Annotated in this window: 16 protein-coding genes and 1 pseudogene; 2 read left to right on the top strand and 15 right to left on the bottom strand. The window is 31.4% G+C overall.

The features are described from left to right. Positions 1–66 precede the first annotated feature (66 nt). The 3 genes from megL to HMPREF0629_RS01175 are packed head-to-tail and all read right to left on the bottom strand — an operon-like array spanning position 67 to position 4,211. Complete coding sequence (gene megL / locus HMPREF0629_RS01165; RefSeq protein ID WP_009221544.1) at positions 67–1,260, bottom strand: methionine gamma-lyase; 1,194 nt, start codon at positions 1,258–1,260, stop codon at positions 67–69. Between the two features lie 28 nt (positions 1,261–1,288). Then, positions 1,289–2,641, bottom strand: a complete 1,353-nt coding sequence (locus HMPREF0629_RS01170; protein WP_009221545.1) for a Na+/H+ antiporter NhaC family protein — start codon at positions 2,639–2,641, stop codon at positions 1,289–1,291. A 28-nt stretch (positions 2,642–2,669) separates the two neighbouring features. Further along, the gene (locus HMPREF0629_RS01175; protein ID WP_039856399.1) at positions 2,670–4,211 is read right to left on the bottom strand and encodes a sigma-54-dependent Fis family transcriptional regulator; all 1,542 of its coding nucleotides are present in this window, start codon (positions 4,209–4,211) and stop codon (positions 2,670–2,672) included. Between the two features lie 372 nt (positions 4,212–4,583). Between HMPREF0629_RS01175 and HMPREF0629_RS01180 the strand changes: the two genes are divergently transcribed. Beyond that, positions 4,584–4,904 carry a hypothetical protein gene (locus tag HMPREF0629_RS01180; RefSeq protein WP_036730352.1) on the top strand — a complete coding sequence of 107 codons (321 nt, stop codon included), beginning with the start codon at positions 4,584–4,586 and terminating at the stop codon, positions 4,902–4,904. A gap of 32 nt (positions 4,905–4,936) precedes the next feature. Here the strand turns inward: HMPREF0629_RS01180 and HMPREF0629_RS01185 are convergent, their stop codons facing one another. The 11 genes from HMPREF0629_RS01185 to rpoN all read right to left on the bottom strand — a co-directional run bounded on the left by HMPREF0629_RS01185 (position 4,937) and on the right by rpoN (position 15,374). Continuing rightward, positions 4,937–5,551, bottom strand: a complete 615-nt coding sequence (locus HMPREF0629_RS01185) for a V-type ATP synthase subunit D (protein WP_009221548.1) — start codon at positions 5,549–5,551, stop codon at positions 4,937–4,939. After that, positions 5,541–6,935 (bottom strand): V-type ATP synthase subunit B, encoded by a 1,395-nt coding sequence (locus HMPREF0629_RS01190; RefSeq protein ID WP_009221549.1) that lies wholly within the window; start codon positions 6,933–6,935, stop codon positions 5,541–5,543. Before HMPREF0629_RS01190 ends, HMPREF0629_RS01185 begins: the two co-directional genes overlap by 11 nt. 11 nt (positions 6,936–6,946) lie before the next feature. Beyond that, positions 6,947–8,710 (bottom strand): V-type ATP synthase subunit A, encoded by a 1,764-nt coding sequence (locus tag HMPREF0629_RS01195; protein WP_009221550.1) that lies wholly within the window; start codon positions 8,708–8,710, stop codon positions 6,947–6,949. Continuing rightward, positions 8,707–9,333, bottom strand: coding sequence for a hypothetical protein (locus HMPREF0629_RS01200; protein ID WP_009221551.1), 627 nt, complete (start codon positions 9,331–9,333; stop codon positions 8,707–8,709). The genes HMPREF0629_RS01195 and HMPREF0629_RS01200 overlap by 4 nt, the downstream gene beginning before the upstream one ends. 10 nt (positions 9,334–9,343) lie before the next feature. After that, positions 9,344–9,652, bottom strand: a complete 309-nt coding sequence (locus tag HMPREF0629_RS01205; protein WP_009221552.1) for a V-type ATP synthase subunit F — start codon at positions 9,650–9,652, stop codon at positions 9,344–9,346. Then, complete coding sequence (locus HMPREF0629_RS01210) at positions 9,652–10,071, bottom strand: ATP synthase subunit C (RefSeq protein WP_009221553.1); 420 nt, start codon at positions 10,069–10,071, stop codon at positions 9,652–9,654. Before HMPREF0629_RS01210 ends, HMPREF0629_RS01205 begins: the two co-directional genes overlap by 1 nt. A gap of 1 nt (position 10,072) precedes the next feature. Beyond that, positions 10,073–12,019: a V-type ATP synthase subunit I gene (locus HMPREF0629_RS01215; RefSeq protein WP_009221554.1), complete on the bottom strand. Its 1,947-nt coding sequence runs from the start codon at positions 12,017–12,019 to the stop codon at positions 10,073–10,075. Continuing rightward, entirely contained in the window at positions 12,020–13,057 is a 1,038-nt protein-coding gene (locus HMPREF0629_RS01220) for a V-type ATPase subunit (RefSeq protein ID WP_009221555.1), read from the bottom strand. It lies immediately after the preceding gene. Positions 13,058–13,059: 2 nt separating this feature from the next. After that, positions 13,060–13,380, bottom strand: coding sequence for a hypothetical protein (locus HMPREF0629_RS01225; RefSeq protein WP_036730366.1), 321 nt, complete (start codon positions 13,378–13,380; stop codon positions 13,060–13,062). 109 nt (positions 13,381–13,489) lie between these two features. Further along, positions 13,490–14,062, bottom strand: a complete 573-nt coding sequence (locus tag HMPREF0629_RS01230; protein ID WP_255263789.1) for a glycoside hydrolase family 73 protein — start codon at positions 14,060–14,062, stop codon at positions 13,490–13,492. Continuing rightward, positions 14,055–15,374 carry an RNA polymerase factor sigma-54 gene (gene rpoN / locus HMPREF0629_RS01235; RefSeq protein WP_039856404.1) on the bottom strand — a complete coding sequence of 440 codons (1,320 nt, stop codon included), beginning with the start codon at positions 15,372–15,374 and terminating at the stop codon, positions 14,055–14,057. Before rpoN ends, HMPREF0629_RS01230 begins: the two co-directional genes overlap by 8 nt. Before the next feature lie 133 nt (positions 15,375–15,507). Between rpoN and HMPREF0629_RS01240 the strand changes: the two genes are divergently transcribed. After that, positions 15,508–16,419, top strand: a complete 912-nt coding sequence (locus HMPREF0629_RS01240) for a restriction endonuclease (protein ID WP_009221559.1) — start codon at positions 15,508–15,510, stop codon at positions 16,417–16,419. Between the two features lie 112 nt (positions 16,420–16,531). On the opposite strand, the pseudogene tuf reads toward HMPREF0629_RS01240, so the two are convergent. Next, positions 16,532–16,774 (bottom strand): annotated as a pseudogene (tuf, locus tag HMPREF0629_RS01245) (elongation factor Tu); the annotation flags it as partial.

Below are 16,774 nucleotides of genomic sequence, written 5' to 3' on the forward strand. Positions count from 1 at the left end.
TTCATCAACTCCGTTATTTGTGATATAGGTAAGAAATCTTACCTATATCACATATTATTTTACTAATTATAATAAGCTGTCTAATGCTTGTTTTAAGTCTGCAATAATATCTTCAGGATCTTCAAGACCAACAGAAATTCTTACAAGACCTTCAGTTATATCGGAAGCTTTTCTTTCTTCAGGTGTGTATGGTGAGTGAGTCATACTTGCCGGATGTTGAATAAGTGTTTCCGCATCACCAAGACTTACTGCCAATGTGCAAAGTTTTACTGCATTCATAAGTTTTGTTCCTACTTCTTTTCCGCCCTTAACTTCAAATGAAATCATAGCTCCAGGAAGTCTCATTTGTTTCATAGCTAAATCATGTTGTGGGAATGATTTTAAACCAGGATATGCAACTTCTGCTACTGCAGGATGTCCTTCCAAAAATTCTGCAACTTTCATTGCATTTGAACAATGTCTTTCCATTCTAACAGATAGAGTCTTCATTCCTCTGTTTATCAAGAATGCTTCAAAAGGTCCTAAAACTGCTCCAGTACAGTCTTTAACGCCTACTAATCTAACTTGATCGATTAATTCTTTTCTTCCAACTGCAAATCCTGCGATAACATCTCCATGTCCGTTTAGGTACTTAGTTGCAGAGTGAACTACTATATCTGCTCCAAGTGATAAAGGTCTTTGAATATATGGTGTACAATAAGTATTATCTACTACCAATAGACAATTTTCTTTTTCATGAGCTATTTTTGCTGCACCTTCAATGTCAGTAATATACATATTAGGGTTAGCAGGAGTTTCGATATAAACAAGTCTTGTGTTTTCTTTCATTGCATTTTTAATATTGTTTAAATCTCTTGTGTCAACAAATGTTACTTCTACTCCAAATTTTGATAATCCATGATTTAATAGGGCAAATGTACATCCATACATTGTCTTAGCTGCAACAACGTGATCTCCGGCTTTTAACATTGACCACATAACTGATGAAATTGCTCCCATACCCGATGAAGTTGATACACAAGCTTCTGCGCCTTCAAGGTCTGCCAATTTCTTTTCTATTACTGCATTTGTAGGATTTCCAAGTCTTGAATAGATGTATCCGTCTTCTTCAAGCGCAAATCTTCTTCCGCCTTGCTCAGCAGAATCAAATATAAATGTTGAAGTTTGATAAATAGGAGTTGCTAATGCGCCATATTTATTACTTTCGTATCCTGAGTGAATTTGTCTTGTTGAGAATCCTTTGTTTTCCATATTTTCCATTATTTTTCCTCCTTATATTACTTTTATATTATAATGGTTTCCATTCTTCAAAGTTCCATGGGTTTTTCTTTAAATAACCGTTAGCAAATGGAACAAATATTGATAATATTACGAAGAAAGCAAGTGCAAATTGATACCATAATAATGGCATTAAGTCAAATGGACTAAGCTTTCCTTCTGTAAATTGCGCTGCGATTAAAAGTTGAGCTCCGTAAGGAATGAATCCTTGCATTATAGCTCCGAAACAGTCAAGTAATGATGCTGATCTTCTCGGGTCTACCTTATATTCTTCCGCTATACTTCTTGCAATAGGTCCGTCAATGATGATTGCAACTGTATTATTTGCTGTTGCCGCATCTGTTAATGCAGTAATTGCTGCGATACCAACTTCTGCTGACTTTTCTCCCTTAATGAAGCTCTTAATTTTATTAAGTAACCAATCAAGTCCTCCACCATAAGTTACAAGTCCTGCAAGACCTCCTGTAAGCATTGATAATAAGAATATTTCGAACATGCCTACAAATCCGTCATATATATTGTTTGTAAATTCAAGTAATCCGAATGCTCCGTATGAAAGTCCTATTACTCCTGAAAGGATTGTTCCAAGAGTTAGTACAACAAATACGTTCATACCTGCTATAGCTGTAACTAAAACAAATACATATGGAAGTACCTTTATTAAGTCATATTCATAAGTTTGTGCTACAGGTGCTGTTTCAGGTTGTCCGAATACAACTAAAAGAATTACTGTTATTATCATAGCAGGAACTGCCATAGAAATATTTGTTCTGAACTTATCTTTCATTTCAACACCTTGTGTTCTTGTTGCAGCTATTGTTGTATCAGAAATAACTGATAGGTTATCTCCAAACATAGCTCCACTTACAAGTGTAGCAACTATAAGTGCCATAGGTATTGATGTATTTTCTCCAAATCCTACTGCAATAGGTCCAAGTGCTACTATTGTTCCAACACTTGTTCCTGTTGAAATTGATATAAAACAAGCTATTATAAAGATACCAACTGTTATAAATTGTGGTGGTATGATTGAAAGTCCTAAATTTACAGTTGCATCTACTCCGCCCATTGCTTTAGAAACAGTAGAGAATGCGCCTGCAAGTATATAAATTATACACATTATAATGATATTTTCGTCTCCACATCCTCTTACAAAGATGTCAAATTTTTCATTAATATTTCCTTTAATAAGTATAAATGCACAGATTATACCTAAAATTACTGCTATCGGTGATTTAAATCCGTAGAATCCCATTGGATCTCCATCAGCTATAAGCTTTAATCCTATTCCCAAATAAGATATTATAAAAACTAAAAATGGAATCAGTGCCACAAAATTCGCCTTATTTTTCTTTTCGTTCATACATTTCCCTCCTAAAATATTTTAAATATTACACTCTCCATTCATCATCTTGAATTTTATACTTTTTTATTCTGTTTAAGAGAAGTGTGTGAGTTACGTTTAACACCTTTGCCGTAGCTCTTATAGTTTTGTTTTCCCTAAGCGCTTTTAATATAAACTCTCTTTCAAAAGTTCCTACGGCTGAATTTAAATCTTCATAATTTAAAATTAAATTATCAAAGCTGTCTGTTTTGTCAAAGGTTATGTGTTCTTCCGTGATAGGTCCTTCTCTTGATAGCACAACTGCTCTTTCAAGCACATTCTGCATCTCTCTGATATTTCCGGGCCAATTATATGAATTGAGCCTTTGCCTTGCCGATTCATCAATTTGAATATTTCCCTTACTATATCTATGAGATAAAACATTTAGAAAATATTGTGTGAGAAGAGGTATATCTTCTACTCTGTTTCTAAGAGGTGGTATTTCTATTCTGAATATGTTTAAACGATAAAATAAGTCCATTCTAAAATTTCCGTCCTCTATTAACTTTTCCAAATTTCTATTTGTTGCAGAAATAATCCTTACATCAAGAGATATCTCTCTATCAGAACCTATAGGTCGTATCTTTTTTTCTTGTAGCACTCTTAACAATTTTGCTTGGAGATGATAATTCATCTCTCCTATTTCATCTAAGAAAACCGTTCCTCCATTTGCGGTTTCAAAAATCCCTCTCTTGCCAGTTTTATTTGCCCCCGTAAAACTTCCGGGTTCATATCCAAATAACTCAGACTCTAAAAGTTCTTCCGGAATTGCCGCGCAGTTGATGCCTACAAAAGGCTTAGAGGCTCTGTTACTTTCAGAATGAATTGCACGAGCAAACATTTCTTTACCTGTACCGCTTTCCCCTGTTAAAAGAATAGATGCATCTGAATATGCATATAATTTAGCAATATCTACTATCCTCTTGAAATTTTCATCTTCTCCTATAATATCTTCAAAAGTTAATAAACTGTCATATGAAAAATCTCCGTTTATTTCCTTTAAAGTGAGAAGATATCCACAAAAAATTCCATCTTCAGAATAAAGTCTGTCAACATTTAACAAGAACCTGTAATTGGAAATATTTATATTCTTATTCCTTATGCTCTTATCCATAAAGTTGTTTTCTTTTCTTTCTATGTAATTTTTTAAATCCACATCATCAATAAATTCAAAAATATATTTTCCTACTTCAAGATTTTCAATATGCTTAAACGCAATTTTATTTCCATATTCAACTACACCCTTACTACTTAGCATTATCACTCCTTCTCCTATTAAGTTAAGTACCCCTTTAAGTTCAATATCCTTTTCTTCAAAAGACATTACATCTATTTCTTCCATATAATCGTAGCCATAGACTTTTTCACATTCTCTCCGAATGCTCTCTATCATGTCTTCGGAAATATAGGGTACTTTCAGGTAGATCACATTACTATAAACCTCCATGGATATGACTGAAATGTCATAATTTCTCAAAATTGTAAGTATATCATATGTCAAATGAGGTCTATTAATGTGAAACATTATTTTTATTCTCTTAATATCCAAAGAAATCATCCACCTTCAAATAGTTTATTAGCAATATTTGTGCCAGCTTTACATCAGATATTTAGACACTTAAAAAAATGTTTGCCTGATTTTTGGAATGTTTTTACACCATTAAATATTTTGTGGTAATCTTTACATATATAGTGGTGTATTTTTATTCCTATCGGAATACTATTATACCATATTGTCTAATTTTTTGTAATATTCATCAACATATTTTATAAAAAATTTTTTATTATAAATAAATTTTTAAAAATCATAGTTATTTAAATTTAATTTTTCAATTTTAAAAACCTAATATAATTTTCTTAAATTTCTATAAATATATTTAAAAAATGGCTATATAATGGTATTATATTGATGGGTGATAATTTGAAAAGAGAAGACATTATTGATTTAGTTTATAAAATTTCTGAAGATGATTTAGAATTATTGTATATATTTATGAAAAGGTTGTCAAAAGATTGCAAATGTTATTTAAAAAAAGATGTTTATAAAAACACAGCTGAAGATTCCCAACCTTTAAAAACAATTTCTAAAGTTAAAATTCCAATTGAAAATGAATCTGAAGAATATAGTGATGATTTTTCAGAAAATGTCCCTCCGGAATATGAAGACAGTTCAGACGAAGAACTTAAAAAATTTTTAGGTGATGATTATTTAGAGAGAATGATGTTGTGGAAAGTAGATTAATAAAAAGAGATAAGATGCTCATAGCGATCATCTTATCTCTTTTTATCTTTAACTTTTTTAAGTCTGAAAAAATCTTCTCTTTCCTTTTCAGACAATATATTTTCTATTTCCTTTACTATACTTTCATATTTTGGTATTTGAATTTTATTGAGGGCGTTTGCTCTTTTTTGTGTCTTTTTAATTTCCTGTGCAAGCCTGAAAACTCCTGTTTCAACCTGAGCAAGCTCATATATCAAATATCTTATGTTATGCATATCGAGAGATGCTTTATCAAAAGCTGTAGTAGTTTTATGGAAAGAATACTCCGTTCTAAGCCCATCTTGTCTATATTTGATTTCCGGAATTTCAACTCCCATTACCGATTTTGAAATTACCTCATAAGGTTTTTCAAGTGCCATTGATTTTGAAATTTCATATATAGCTTCTGTTCCCATTGTTACTGTCGCCTCTTCAAGCGCACTATATGATTGTTCAAAAATTTTTTCTATTCTATCTTGAAGACTTTCGGCACGCTTATTTAAATCCATCATTTCTTTTATCAGGACGGTTCTCTTTTTATCTAACAAATCATATCCTTTTCTTGCAAATTCAAGAGCTGACTTTGTTGCCATTAAATTTGCTTTTGTAGGTACTGTTTTAGTTGCCATTTAACTCACCTTGCAAATATTTCTCTTTAAGTTTAGGGTCTATTCTGTCTAAACTTTCTACAGGAAGTATCTTTAAAAGTTCCCATCCCAAATTTAATGTATCTTCAATATTTCTGTTTTCATCGAATTTTTGAGTTAAAAATCTGTTTTCAAACTCATTTCCGAATTTTATATACAATTTATCCAACTCAGATAAATCTTCTTCTCCTATTATTTGTGCAAGAGCTCTTACTTCTTGAACTTTAGAGTAAGAAGCAAACAACTGTGATGACAGATCCGCATGGTCTTCTCTTGTATATCCTTCTCCTATACCGTCTTTCATAAGTCTTGAAAGTGAAGGTAATACATTTACAGGAGGATATACTCCCGATTGATTCAAATCTCTTGAAAGTACAATTTGTCCTTCTGTTATAAATCCGCTAAGATCCGGAATGGGATGAGTTATATCATCATTAGGCATTGTCAATATTGGTATCAATGTAACTGAACCGTCAATATCCTTTATCATTCCCGCTCTCTCATATAACATTGCAAGATCTGAATAAAGGTGTCCCGGATATCCCTTTCTTGACGGAACTTCTTCTCTTGAAGATGATACTTCTCTTAAAGCCTCACCATAAGATGTTACATCCGTCATTATTACAAGAACATGATTATGCTCTTTGTACGCAAGATATTCAGCTGCCGTAAGAGCACATTTAGGAACAATTAAACGTTCCATAATCGGATCATCCGCATAATTTATATACATAACTACTTTTTCCGACACTCCCGCATTTTTAAAAGCTTCTCTAAAATAATCGGCTTCGTCGTGTTTTACACCTATCGCTGCAAATACTATTGCAAAGTTTTCATCCGAGCTTTTTGAAGATATTTTTGCTTGTCTTACTATTTGAGCTGCAAGCTCATTATGAGGAAGTCCCGACCCTGAAAATATCGGAAGCTTTTGTCCTCTTATAAGTGTCATAAGCCCATCTATTGATGAAATTCCCGTTTGAATAAAATTTCTTGGGTATTGTCTTGCGACAGGATTAATAGGCCTTCCATTCACATTATAAAACTCGTCTGAATATATATCTCCGCCCTTATCTATAGGACGACCGATTCCATCAAAAACACGTCCTAAAATTTCATTTGAAAGCGGTATTTCAAATGGATGTGCCTCGAATATGACCTTTGAATTCTTTGTCGAAACTCCTAAATTTTCTCCAAATACTTGAATTATTGCAGAATCTCCATCTATTTTTACAACCTGTCCTACCAAATCTTCTTTTCCGTCTGCAGATTTTATCTTAACTACTTCATCATAAGATACTCTGTGTAGGTTTGAAAGTTCAATTAAAGATCCGTCAACTTTGTCTAATAATAAATATTCCTTTTTCATTCTATCACCTACTATTCATATACCGCTTCAAGATTTGCATAATAGTCTCTTATACTGTTATTCAATTCTACAAACTTTTCAAGATGATCATTTTCTATATCATATTTCATATTTATAACTCTTGAATATAGAGTATCATCTTTGATTTTGGATATCGGAAGATGATTGTCCGCCGCAGCCTTACCGCACTCATACAATAAATCTATTGTCTTTAGCATTTCAAATTGTTTTGTAAGCGGGACAAAGGTATCTATTTTATTAAATGCATTTTGTTGTAAAAATCCCACCTTGACTACGCGGCATATTTCAAGTATAAGTCTTTGATTATCAGGAAGCACATCTTCGCCTACAAGCATAACAATTTCATTTAGCTTTGCTTCCTGATGAAGCAAGTCTAAAAATTTTGAGCGAAGTATATCCAAATCGCCGTCTAAATGCATATCATAATAATTTTTTAATAAAGATACATATTGCGAATATGAATTCATCCAATTTATTGCAGGATAGTGCCTTGCATAGGCAAGTTCTTTATCAAGTGCTAAAAATACATTTACAAACCTCTTTGTGTTCTCAGTTACCGGCTCGGAGAAATCTCCACCTACAGGAGAAACTGCCCCGATAAGCGTTACTGAACCCTCATCTCCGGAAAGCGTGTCAACATATCCTGCCCTCTCATAAAACTGAGCTATTCTTGACGGAAGATATGCAGGATACCCTTCTTCTGCAGGCATTTCCTCAAGACGTCCCGAAATCTCACGAAGAGCCTCTGCCCAACGTGATGTTGAATCCGCCATAAGAGCAACGTGATATCCCTGATCTCTAAAATATTCAGCTATTGTTACTCCTGTATATATAGATGCCTCACGTGCTGCTACCGGCATATTTGATGTATTTGCAATCAGTATTGTTCTATCCATCAGAGGATTTCCCGTATTAGGATCTATAAGCTTCGGAAAATCCTCAAGAACCTCAGTCATCTCATTCCCACGCTCTCCACATCCTATATATACAATTATGTCGGCATCACAATATTTTGCTATTTGATGCTGTGTCATTGTCTTTCCTGTACCAAAACCGCCGGGGATTGCAGCTGTTCCTCCCTTTGCTATCGGAAAAAACACATCAAAAACCCTCTGTCCGGAAACCAAAAGCCTATCTATAGGAAGTCTTTCCTTTATGGGACGCGGAATTCTTACCGGCCATTCCTGATACATTTTTAATTCATAAATTTTTCCGTTGTCATCTTCAATCTTGGCAACAACTTTTTCTATATTATATTTTCCGTTTGGAACTACATCTATTACCGTTCCGTTTACTCCCATCGGAACTAACAATCTATGGGTAATAATTGCAGTTTCAGGTACTGTTGCAAAAATTTGTCCTTCTTCTACTCTATCTCCAACTTTAATACTCAATTTTACATCCCAAAGGGTCTCTTCATCAATTGATATAAGACCAATTCCCTCCGGCATAAAATTTCCATATTCACTTCTTATTTTTGTAAGAGGTCTTTGAATCCCGTCAAACATATTTTTTATCATTCCGGGTCCAAGCTTTACCGAAAGCGGTGAACCGGTTGATATTATCTGTTCATCTCTCTTAAGTCCTGATGTTTCTTCATATACTTGAATAGTACCTAAATCTCCATCTATCTTTACAACTTCGCCGATTAACTTTTTATCTCCTATGACAACCATTTCTCTCATCTTAAAATCCGCCATATTACTTCCGATTACAACCGGTCCGTTGATTACCTTTATTAATCCGTTTTTCAATTTTTTTCACCAGCTTTTTTTAGTGTAAAGTGTAACAATTTTCCTATTTCATATTTTGAATCTTCTACCTTTTCTCTCAAAGAACAGTCTACATTATATGTTCTGCCTTCATCTGAAATAGTAAACCCGCCAATCAACTTTTTAGGAAGTGTTTCAAACGACAGTTTCATAGCCTTTCTGCCTGCTATTTTTTCAAATATAGGTATTAGTTTTTCTCTGTCTTCATCTAAAATTGAAACAATATATTCTCCTGAACCAAAATCATCTGTTACAGTTTCAAATCTGCTTTCCTCAAATATTACATACTCATTTGTTTCAGTGAATTTTTCCATTTTCATTGCAAGTTCATCTATCAGCTTATTTAAAAGTTCCTCATCTTTTTGAAGTTCAAGAACCCGCCTGTCTTCATTTACCTTTGCTATCATTTCATAGCTCTTTTGTTTTGCAAGATCCTCTTTTTTCTTTATAAGGTCACTCTTCATCTTACTGAGTTCTTTTTCTTTATTCAAAATAAGTTGATTGCATTTTTCTCTGACACGTAAAAGTTTTTCGTTACATTTCTTTTGTGTTTCCAAATAAACTATTTTATTAAAAATAGCAATTTTATTTTCAAGTAAAATCATAATTATACCTCTAACTAATTTTTACACCAACCGATTCCTTGACATATTTAAGAATGAAATCTTTATCTTTTAAACCGCCTTTGTCAGGAATTGTAACTACTAACGGAAGCTTTTTGGATAATTTTACCTTTATGACATCTTCTTCTATTTCTTTAAAATCACTTTCTGTTAAAATTATTATTCCCAAAGTTTCATCATCTTTACAGTTTTTAAAATTTCTTTTTAATTCATCTGAATTTCTGCAAAAAAAACCTTCAACTCCGGCAAGTCTAAGCCAGGTCAAAATATCCATGCTTCTTGATATAATAAGAGATTTCATTATAATCTTCCTAAAATCATTATTGAAATAATAAGTCCATAGATTGCAATACCGTCTGCAAGTCCTAAAAATATCATTGATTTTCCCAAAATCTTAGGATCTTCTGAAACCGCTCCAATAGCTGATGAACCTACATTTGCAACTGCAACGCCTGCACCTAATGCTGCAAGCCCTGTTGAAAGTCCTGCTGCTAAAAAGCCTAATCCATTTCCTGAAGTTGCTGTTTCTCTTGCACTTACCATTTGCGGTACCAAAGTTATTATAGAAAATATTAGAACAGGCACAACTATTGACAAATTGATTTTTATAAGCCTTCTAACCGCTTTTTCACTTGCAGGTGTTCCCTTATAGATCAAATACGCTCCATATGCCATAACTGATACAACTGAAAGTACTGCTAAAATTATTATCTTTTCCATTTTAAAACTCCTTTAATTCAATTTTATCGGCTATAAATTCATAGCCATCCCCTAAATAATACTTGCTAAACATTTCATAATATTCAAGTCTTAAACTTTGAATAAACACCAACAATCCTTCAAGTCCAATTATTACTAAATTTCCTATTACAAGAATCACAAAATTCCCTGCCGAATTATTTATCATTTTACCGACAGTTTGAAATGCCATAAACAATCCTACATGGTTTATAGCAAATGCTCCTACTCTTATAAATGAAATTATATTACTTAATATCGACATCAAAGCTTCAAGTAATAAAAATACTCCTTCAATGTAATATCCGCTCATATTTCCATCTTCATAAGATATTTTTTCTCCCTTAAGAAATTGTGTAATCGGTCTTTTAAATATCATCAGAACTAATGCAACTACAATTAATATAAGCGTAAGCTTTTTAGGAACTATACTTATATTTTTAATAGCTGAAAGTCCCAAATTAATTGCCAATAAAAATATGGCAAAACCGCAAAGTCCGTCTTTGCCGAAAAAAGCATCTTCATAGTCTTTAACTTTAATTCTGTTTATAAAACCTATTACATAAGATACAAATAGTAATCCGATACCGAATACTATGGCTCCTGCAAGTGCGTCATTTATACTTTCAAAAGGTTTCATCCACATAGCGGGAATTAATTCCTCATTTCCGAATACCGAACCGTATAAAACTCCGAAAACCATAGATGATGCTCCAAGTCTGCTTAAAATTGCACCATATCCCTTATTTCCTCTCTTGCCAATGTAAAGTCCAAGTAGGAAAAATATAGCTCCTTGCCCTAAATCTCCAAACATTGCTCCAAAAAGTATCATATACGTAATTCCAAAAAATACTGTCGGATCCGACTCATTATAGCCGGGAGTTCCATACATTTTTAGTAACAGTTCAAAAGGCTTAAAAAAATTGGCGTTTACCAATTTTGTCGGTATACTCTCTCCCTTTTCAGGATCTCTGAAATTAACATCAATATTGTCATATTTAGAAAAAACCGATTTGATATTTTCAACATCAGAAACCCCTATCCAGCCGGACATATAAAAATATTTCTTTGATTTAGCCATATATTTTTTTACATCTTCTATTTTTTCAGCTAAAAGCATTCCGGCTATATATCTCTTTACTCTGTCTTCTTCATTTTGTATTAAGCTATTTCTGAAGTTCTCAATTTCTTTCTTTTCACCAACAAGAATTTCATGTTCACTCATTAATTTTTCAAAGATTTCCTGAGCAGTTCCGCAATATTTTCCAAGTATATTTACATCTTGCCAATTAAGACTCTTTAAAATTCTATCAATTTCATTTGAAACTTCTTGAGGATATAATGCAAGATATACTTCATTTTCATTTATTGTTCCCGTATGAAATATCATGGCAAGTATGTTCCCATAATTTTTCTTTAATCTAAATCTTCCGTCCTTATCCAAAATTCCAAAACGAGCTTTAAAATATTTAAGATTGGCAAGATCGGACAAATTTACATTTACATTTTTAAACAATTCATAATTATTTTTAATTCCGCTTATAATTTTTAAATCTTCATTTATTTTTTCAAGTCTGTCAATTTTGGTTTTCAGTTTATCATAAAAAGAATCAAAATCTGCATTCATATCTACATCTTTTACATACTTTTCATCAATAGAATCAATCCCGAAAAAATTCATAAGCTCTTTCGCTCTTTTTACATTAAGTTCCCTTAAAGAATCTTTTTCAAAAGGCTGAATATAATTAAGTTCCATATTTCTTTCAAGATTGTTTTCATCTTCCAAGCTGAAAGTAAAGAAATTATTGTCAATTTCAAGTCGAGTATTTACAATATTAACAGCCTTGGTTTTAAGCACATCGACAATAATGCTATCCATATCAGAAAGTTGTCCTACAACATCCATCATCTTCATTTTCTCTACTGCCAATTACAATTCACTTCCTTTATAACTTCTTACTAAATATTTAAGAGTTTCTTCAAATGAAATATCAAATCTTGTAGCTTCTATTACAGCTCCTATATCTTTTATTTCATACTCAAGTAAAAACATAAACGCCAAAAATTTTCCAATGTCAAAATTACTTCGTCTAAATTCTTTTTTTGCGTTGTAATATAAATATCTGTTTATTCTTCTATCCATATACAACTCTGTATTTTCACCTTCAAATAGAAATTTGTATTCCGTTTTTAATATTCTATTTACAAATTCCTCTTCATTTTCACAATAACAAAGATCCCTTAAATTTTCATAAGAAAAATCACAACCGCCTAAAATACAAAAATTAATCAACTCCTCGGGAAGTATTTTATAGTATTTAAGACCTCTGTAAATCCATGTTATATTTAATAAATCGACTTTTCTACCATAGAGCTTTCTACTACATTCTAAATCAGTTTTATCAAAATCCTTTGTACTGTTTATAAGCTCCGTATAAAAGAACTTATCCAAATTCATTTCCATATAAAAAAGTATTACATCGCTTACTTCATCCTCATAGGCTTGTAAAACTTTGTAATACTTGGTATTTTTAAGCTTTTCTACAAATGTGGGGATTGTATTGTCAGTGTCAATCTTAAATCTTGAATCATCACCCAATACTATGAGTGAGCTTCTTAAATTATTTAATCCGTTATTTCTCTGCAAAACACGCAAAATTTTCTTTATATCGGAAATTTCAAATTCAGATAATAATGAATTTAAAAACCTTTTATAATTCCCTGAAAAATAATAACTGAACTTTCTAATCTGTTCAATCTTGTATCTTTGCATTTTAAGTTCTATATCATATACAGTATCATAACTGTCAAAAATACTGCCTATATCAGTATTTTCCTTAAGATAAGCTATAATTTCATGCACATCATTGCAATGAGCAAGTTTTATATAATCTGTGTTCATGAGGAGTTTTGAATACAAACTGTCAATTTTTGCATTTATAACTGCAAATTTTGAATTAATCCTCATAATCAATCATCCTTACTTAAAATAATTTTATCAAATGCTTTTTCTATCAAATAGTCTTTATTATTTTCATAATTTTCATCTATTTTTTTCAGTCTTTTACTATTTTCAAGCTTTCGCCTTTCAACTTCCAATCCGGCTTCACTAATAATCTTGTCAAATATTTCCTGTGCTTTTATCTTTGCTTCATTATTAGCTTTACTTTCCATATCAGTAAGTTTTTTTCTGAGTTCTTCTCTTAATCTTTCTTCCTCAAGATCAGTTTGTTTAACCAATTCTTCAGTTCTGTTATCTATATCAATTATGCTCTCAATAGTTTCTTTCATCTCATCCCTTCTTTCAACATGTACATATAATAGCACTATCTTAGAGAATTTAAAGTACCTTTATACTAATGCAAATGTTTTTCTGAAAATTTCATCTGTTTTTCACATTTTAATCTATGATTTCTCCATCCAACTCTTCCAGATTGTATTTCTCAATTATTGAAATTATTTTTTCAGCATATGAAGGATCTGTTGCATATCCCGATTTTTGTAATGCTTTTGCCGCATCATAAGGATTTTGTGCATCTCTGACCTTTTCATATCTGCCGGCCTTTGAAATCAAAGTTCCATAATCTTTAAAACTTTCCGATTTTGATTTGTACACTCTAAAAGACTGTTTCAATATTTTTTCTTCATCGTCATAAAATTCTGATGTATTCATTTCCACATAATCGGATTTAGATGTTGCTTTAATTCCAAAGTAATTATTATATTTTTTACTCAGTTCCGAATTCCCAAAATTGCTTTCAAGAGCAGACTGGGCAAGTATTACACTTGCAAACAGATTGTATTTTTTTGCGGTTTGAATTGCAAGATACTTTGTCTCTTCAATATATACAAGCTTTTCATCAATTTTATTTTCCCGCTTAGATATAACTAAAAATACAAGTACTATAAATATAAAACCGCTAAAGAAGAAAAACCCCGTGTTTCCCTTCCTTCGCTTTCTTTTCTTACTCATCATATCTCCTTCTGTTTGATGCAGGTGCTATTTTAAGCTCATCTCTGTACTTTGCAACTGTTCTTCTCTTAATCTCTATTCCCGTTTTATTTAACATATCAGTTATCGCTTTATCTGATAGCGGATTTTTAGAATCTTCATTTAAAATGATATCTTCTATTTTTTTCATTATATAATCTCTTGAAACTTTTCCTGTCGAAAACTTCAATGGTTTTGTAAAAAAATACTTCAACGGAAAAACGCCAAAACTACATTCTAAATATTTATTTTTAGTCGCTCTTGAAACTGTTGACTCTGATATATTAAGTGCGTTTGCAATATCACTTAAGGTCATCGGTTCGAGGGAAAATCCATGTATGAAAAAATTTCTTTGATACTTTACAATTTCAGTTACAACTCTTTTAATTGTATTTCTTCTCTTTTCAAGAGCATCTATTAAAAATAGAGTTCTTGTAAGTTTTTGCTTTAAATATTTTTTAGTTTCTTCATCAATATCGGACTCAAGCATATCAAGATAAAATTTATTGACTTGTATGTTTGAAACTTGCTCATCAATTTCAATTTCAATATTTTCTGTATCAGTATTTACAAAAATTTCGGGTTTCAAATATACTGTCGGCAATTTATTTGCAGCATATCCTCTTCCCGGTTTCGGATTCAATTTTTTTATTTTTTCTATATATTCATTTAATTCAGCTAAACCTATGCCTTGACTTTTTGCAATACTTGGTAATCTGTTTTTATAAATATCCTCCAAATGATATTCTATGATATTTTTCAAAATGGTATCATGTGCATCTGTCTGCATCAAAAGACATTCCTTTAAATTTCTTGCACCTACTCCCTTAGGTTCAAACTCCCAAATTTTTCTTAAAACGTAAAATACATCATGCACCTCAGTTTTTAATATTTTTGCCGCCTCTTGAATATCAACATCAAGATATCCGTCATCACCAATATTTTCTATTAAAAACTTACCTATTTGATACTCCGACTTACTTAAATTTATCATTCCAAGCTGCTCTATTAAAACATCACTTAAAATAACAGGAGCTTTTGTATAATCTTCAGGCTTTACATCTTCATCATCTCTGTAAAATTTTACAGACTTATTTTCCCTGAGTTTTTTCAAATAGTTTCTAAAACTTTCATCTTCAATTTTAGATTCATAATCTATCAAAACATTTTCTTCGCTTTCACGCTCTAAAAAAGATTCAAGCTCAATCGAATTTAATTCCATAAGCTCAATTGACTGTATTAATTCAGTTGTCAAATTTAATTTTTGTATTAGACTTAAATCAAGTTTTAACATGAATATCACCAAGATTATTATATCATACTTTGCAATATGTAATTATTTATTCATTATAATATAGTCTTATCATACTTTACTTTACAAAACCAATCTATAAAGCTACAATAATATCATAGGAGGAATTTTTAATATGCTAACTCAGATGTTTGAATTTGAAAAATCAAAAAATAAAATACCTTATGATATACTACATAAAAATATTCCCATTAAAATGAGTAAGGAACTTATCGAAGCAATAGAATACCTCCTTTGGTATGTCCCCGATATAGCTTCAATACAATCAAGAGAAAATGAGCTTGTATCAAATTTTTTATATGATGATTTTACATTTGAAGAAATTATGAAATACATGCACCTTAGAGATGAAGATGTACTGTTTACCGAGCAAATTGATTTTTATACAGAAAACTTTTATAAGTATGAAATATGCCCAAATTTTCAAAAATTGATTTTAACTAAAAGCTCTGATGAAACTAAAACAGGTTCACTACTTCGACATATCAGAAACTCAATAGCTCATGGTTACTTTACAATTGTAGAAAATTTGCTCATCGGATTTGACTATAAATTTGTAACAGGAAAACGCGAAGAATGTAAGGCTATTTTTAAGATAAAACCGTCAAATTTACTGTATGCACTAAAAAATTTAGACACCGAACTAACTGAAGAAAGACTTGTAAAAACAGCTCTTGAAACTTGTGGATATGAAGTAAAATACTATGAAGACAATAATGAACTGTATGATAAATTTGATTTGTTTGCAAGAAGAGCCGACAGAAAATATGCCGTTGAAATAAAAAAATATAAAAAGAAAAAATATATAAATGAACGTGATGTCAGGTATATATTAGAATTATTTAAAGATGTATATAAAAATGTTCAACCCGTACTTGTAATAAATACATCTCTCCTTACAGAAAAAGCAAAACAAGAGCTTTTAAAACGCTCTATAATTATCCTTGATGTTAAAAATATAAAAAAACTGTTATCAGGCAGAGATATGCTTTTTGAAATAGAAAGAGACAGAAAATATAAGAATTAATAATTTATAAATAAGTAATGATGTAAAAGTTATTATCTTACTTAAATATAAAATGAATTAATATCCATAAAATAAAAAATACCTCGATTTCTCGAGGTATTTTTATTTTATATTATTCAATTATTTTTGATACTACTCCTGATGCTACTGTTCTTCCACCTTCTCTTATCGCAAATCTTAATCCTTCGTCCATTGCGATTGGTGTGATTAGAGTTACTGTAAATGTTGAGTTATCTCCTGGCATTACCATTTCTACTCCTTCTGCCAATTGGATATCTCCTGTTACGTCTGTTGTTCTGAAGTAGAATTGTGGTCTGTATCCGTTAAAGAATGGTGTGTGTCTTCCACCTTCTTT

This window comes from Peptoniphilus sp. oral taxon 386 str. F0131 (assembly GCF_000090945.1).
In the GTDB taxonomy this organism is placed as follows: domain Bacteria; phylum Bacillota; class Clostridia; order Tissierellales; family Peptoniphilaceae; genus Anaerosphaera; species Anaerosphaera mikwangii.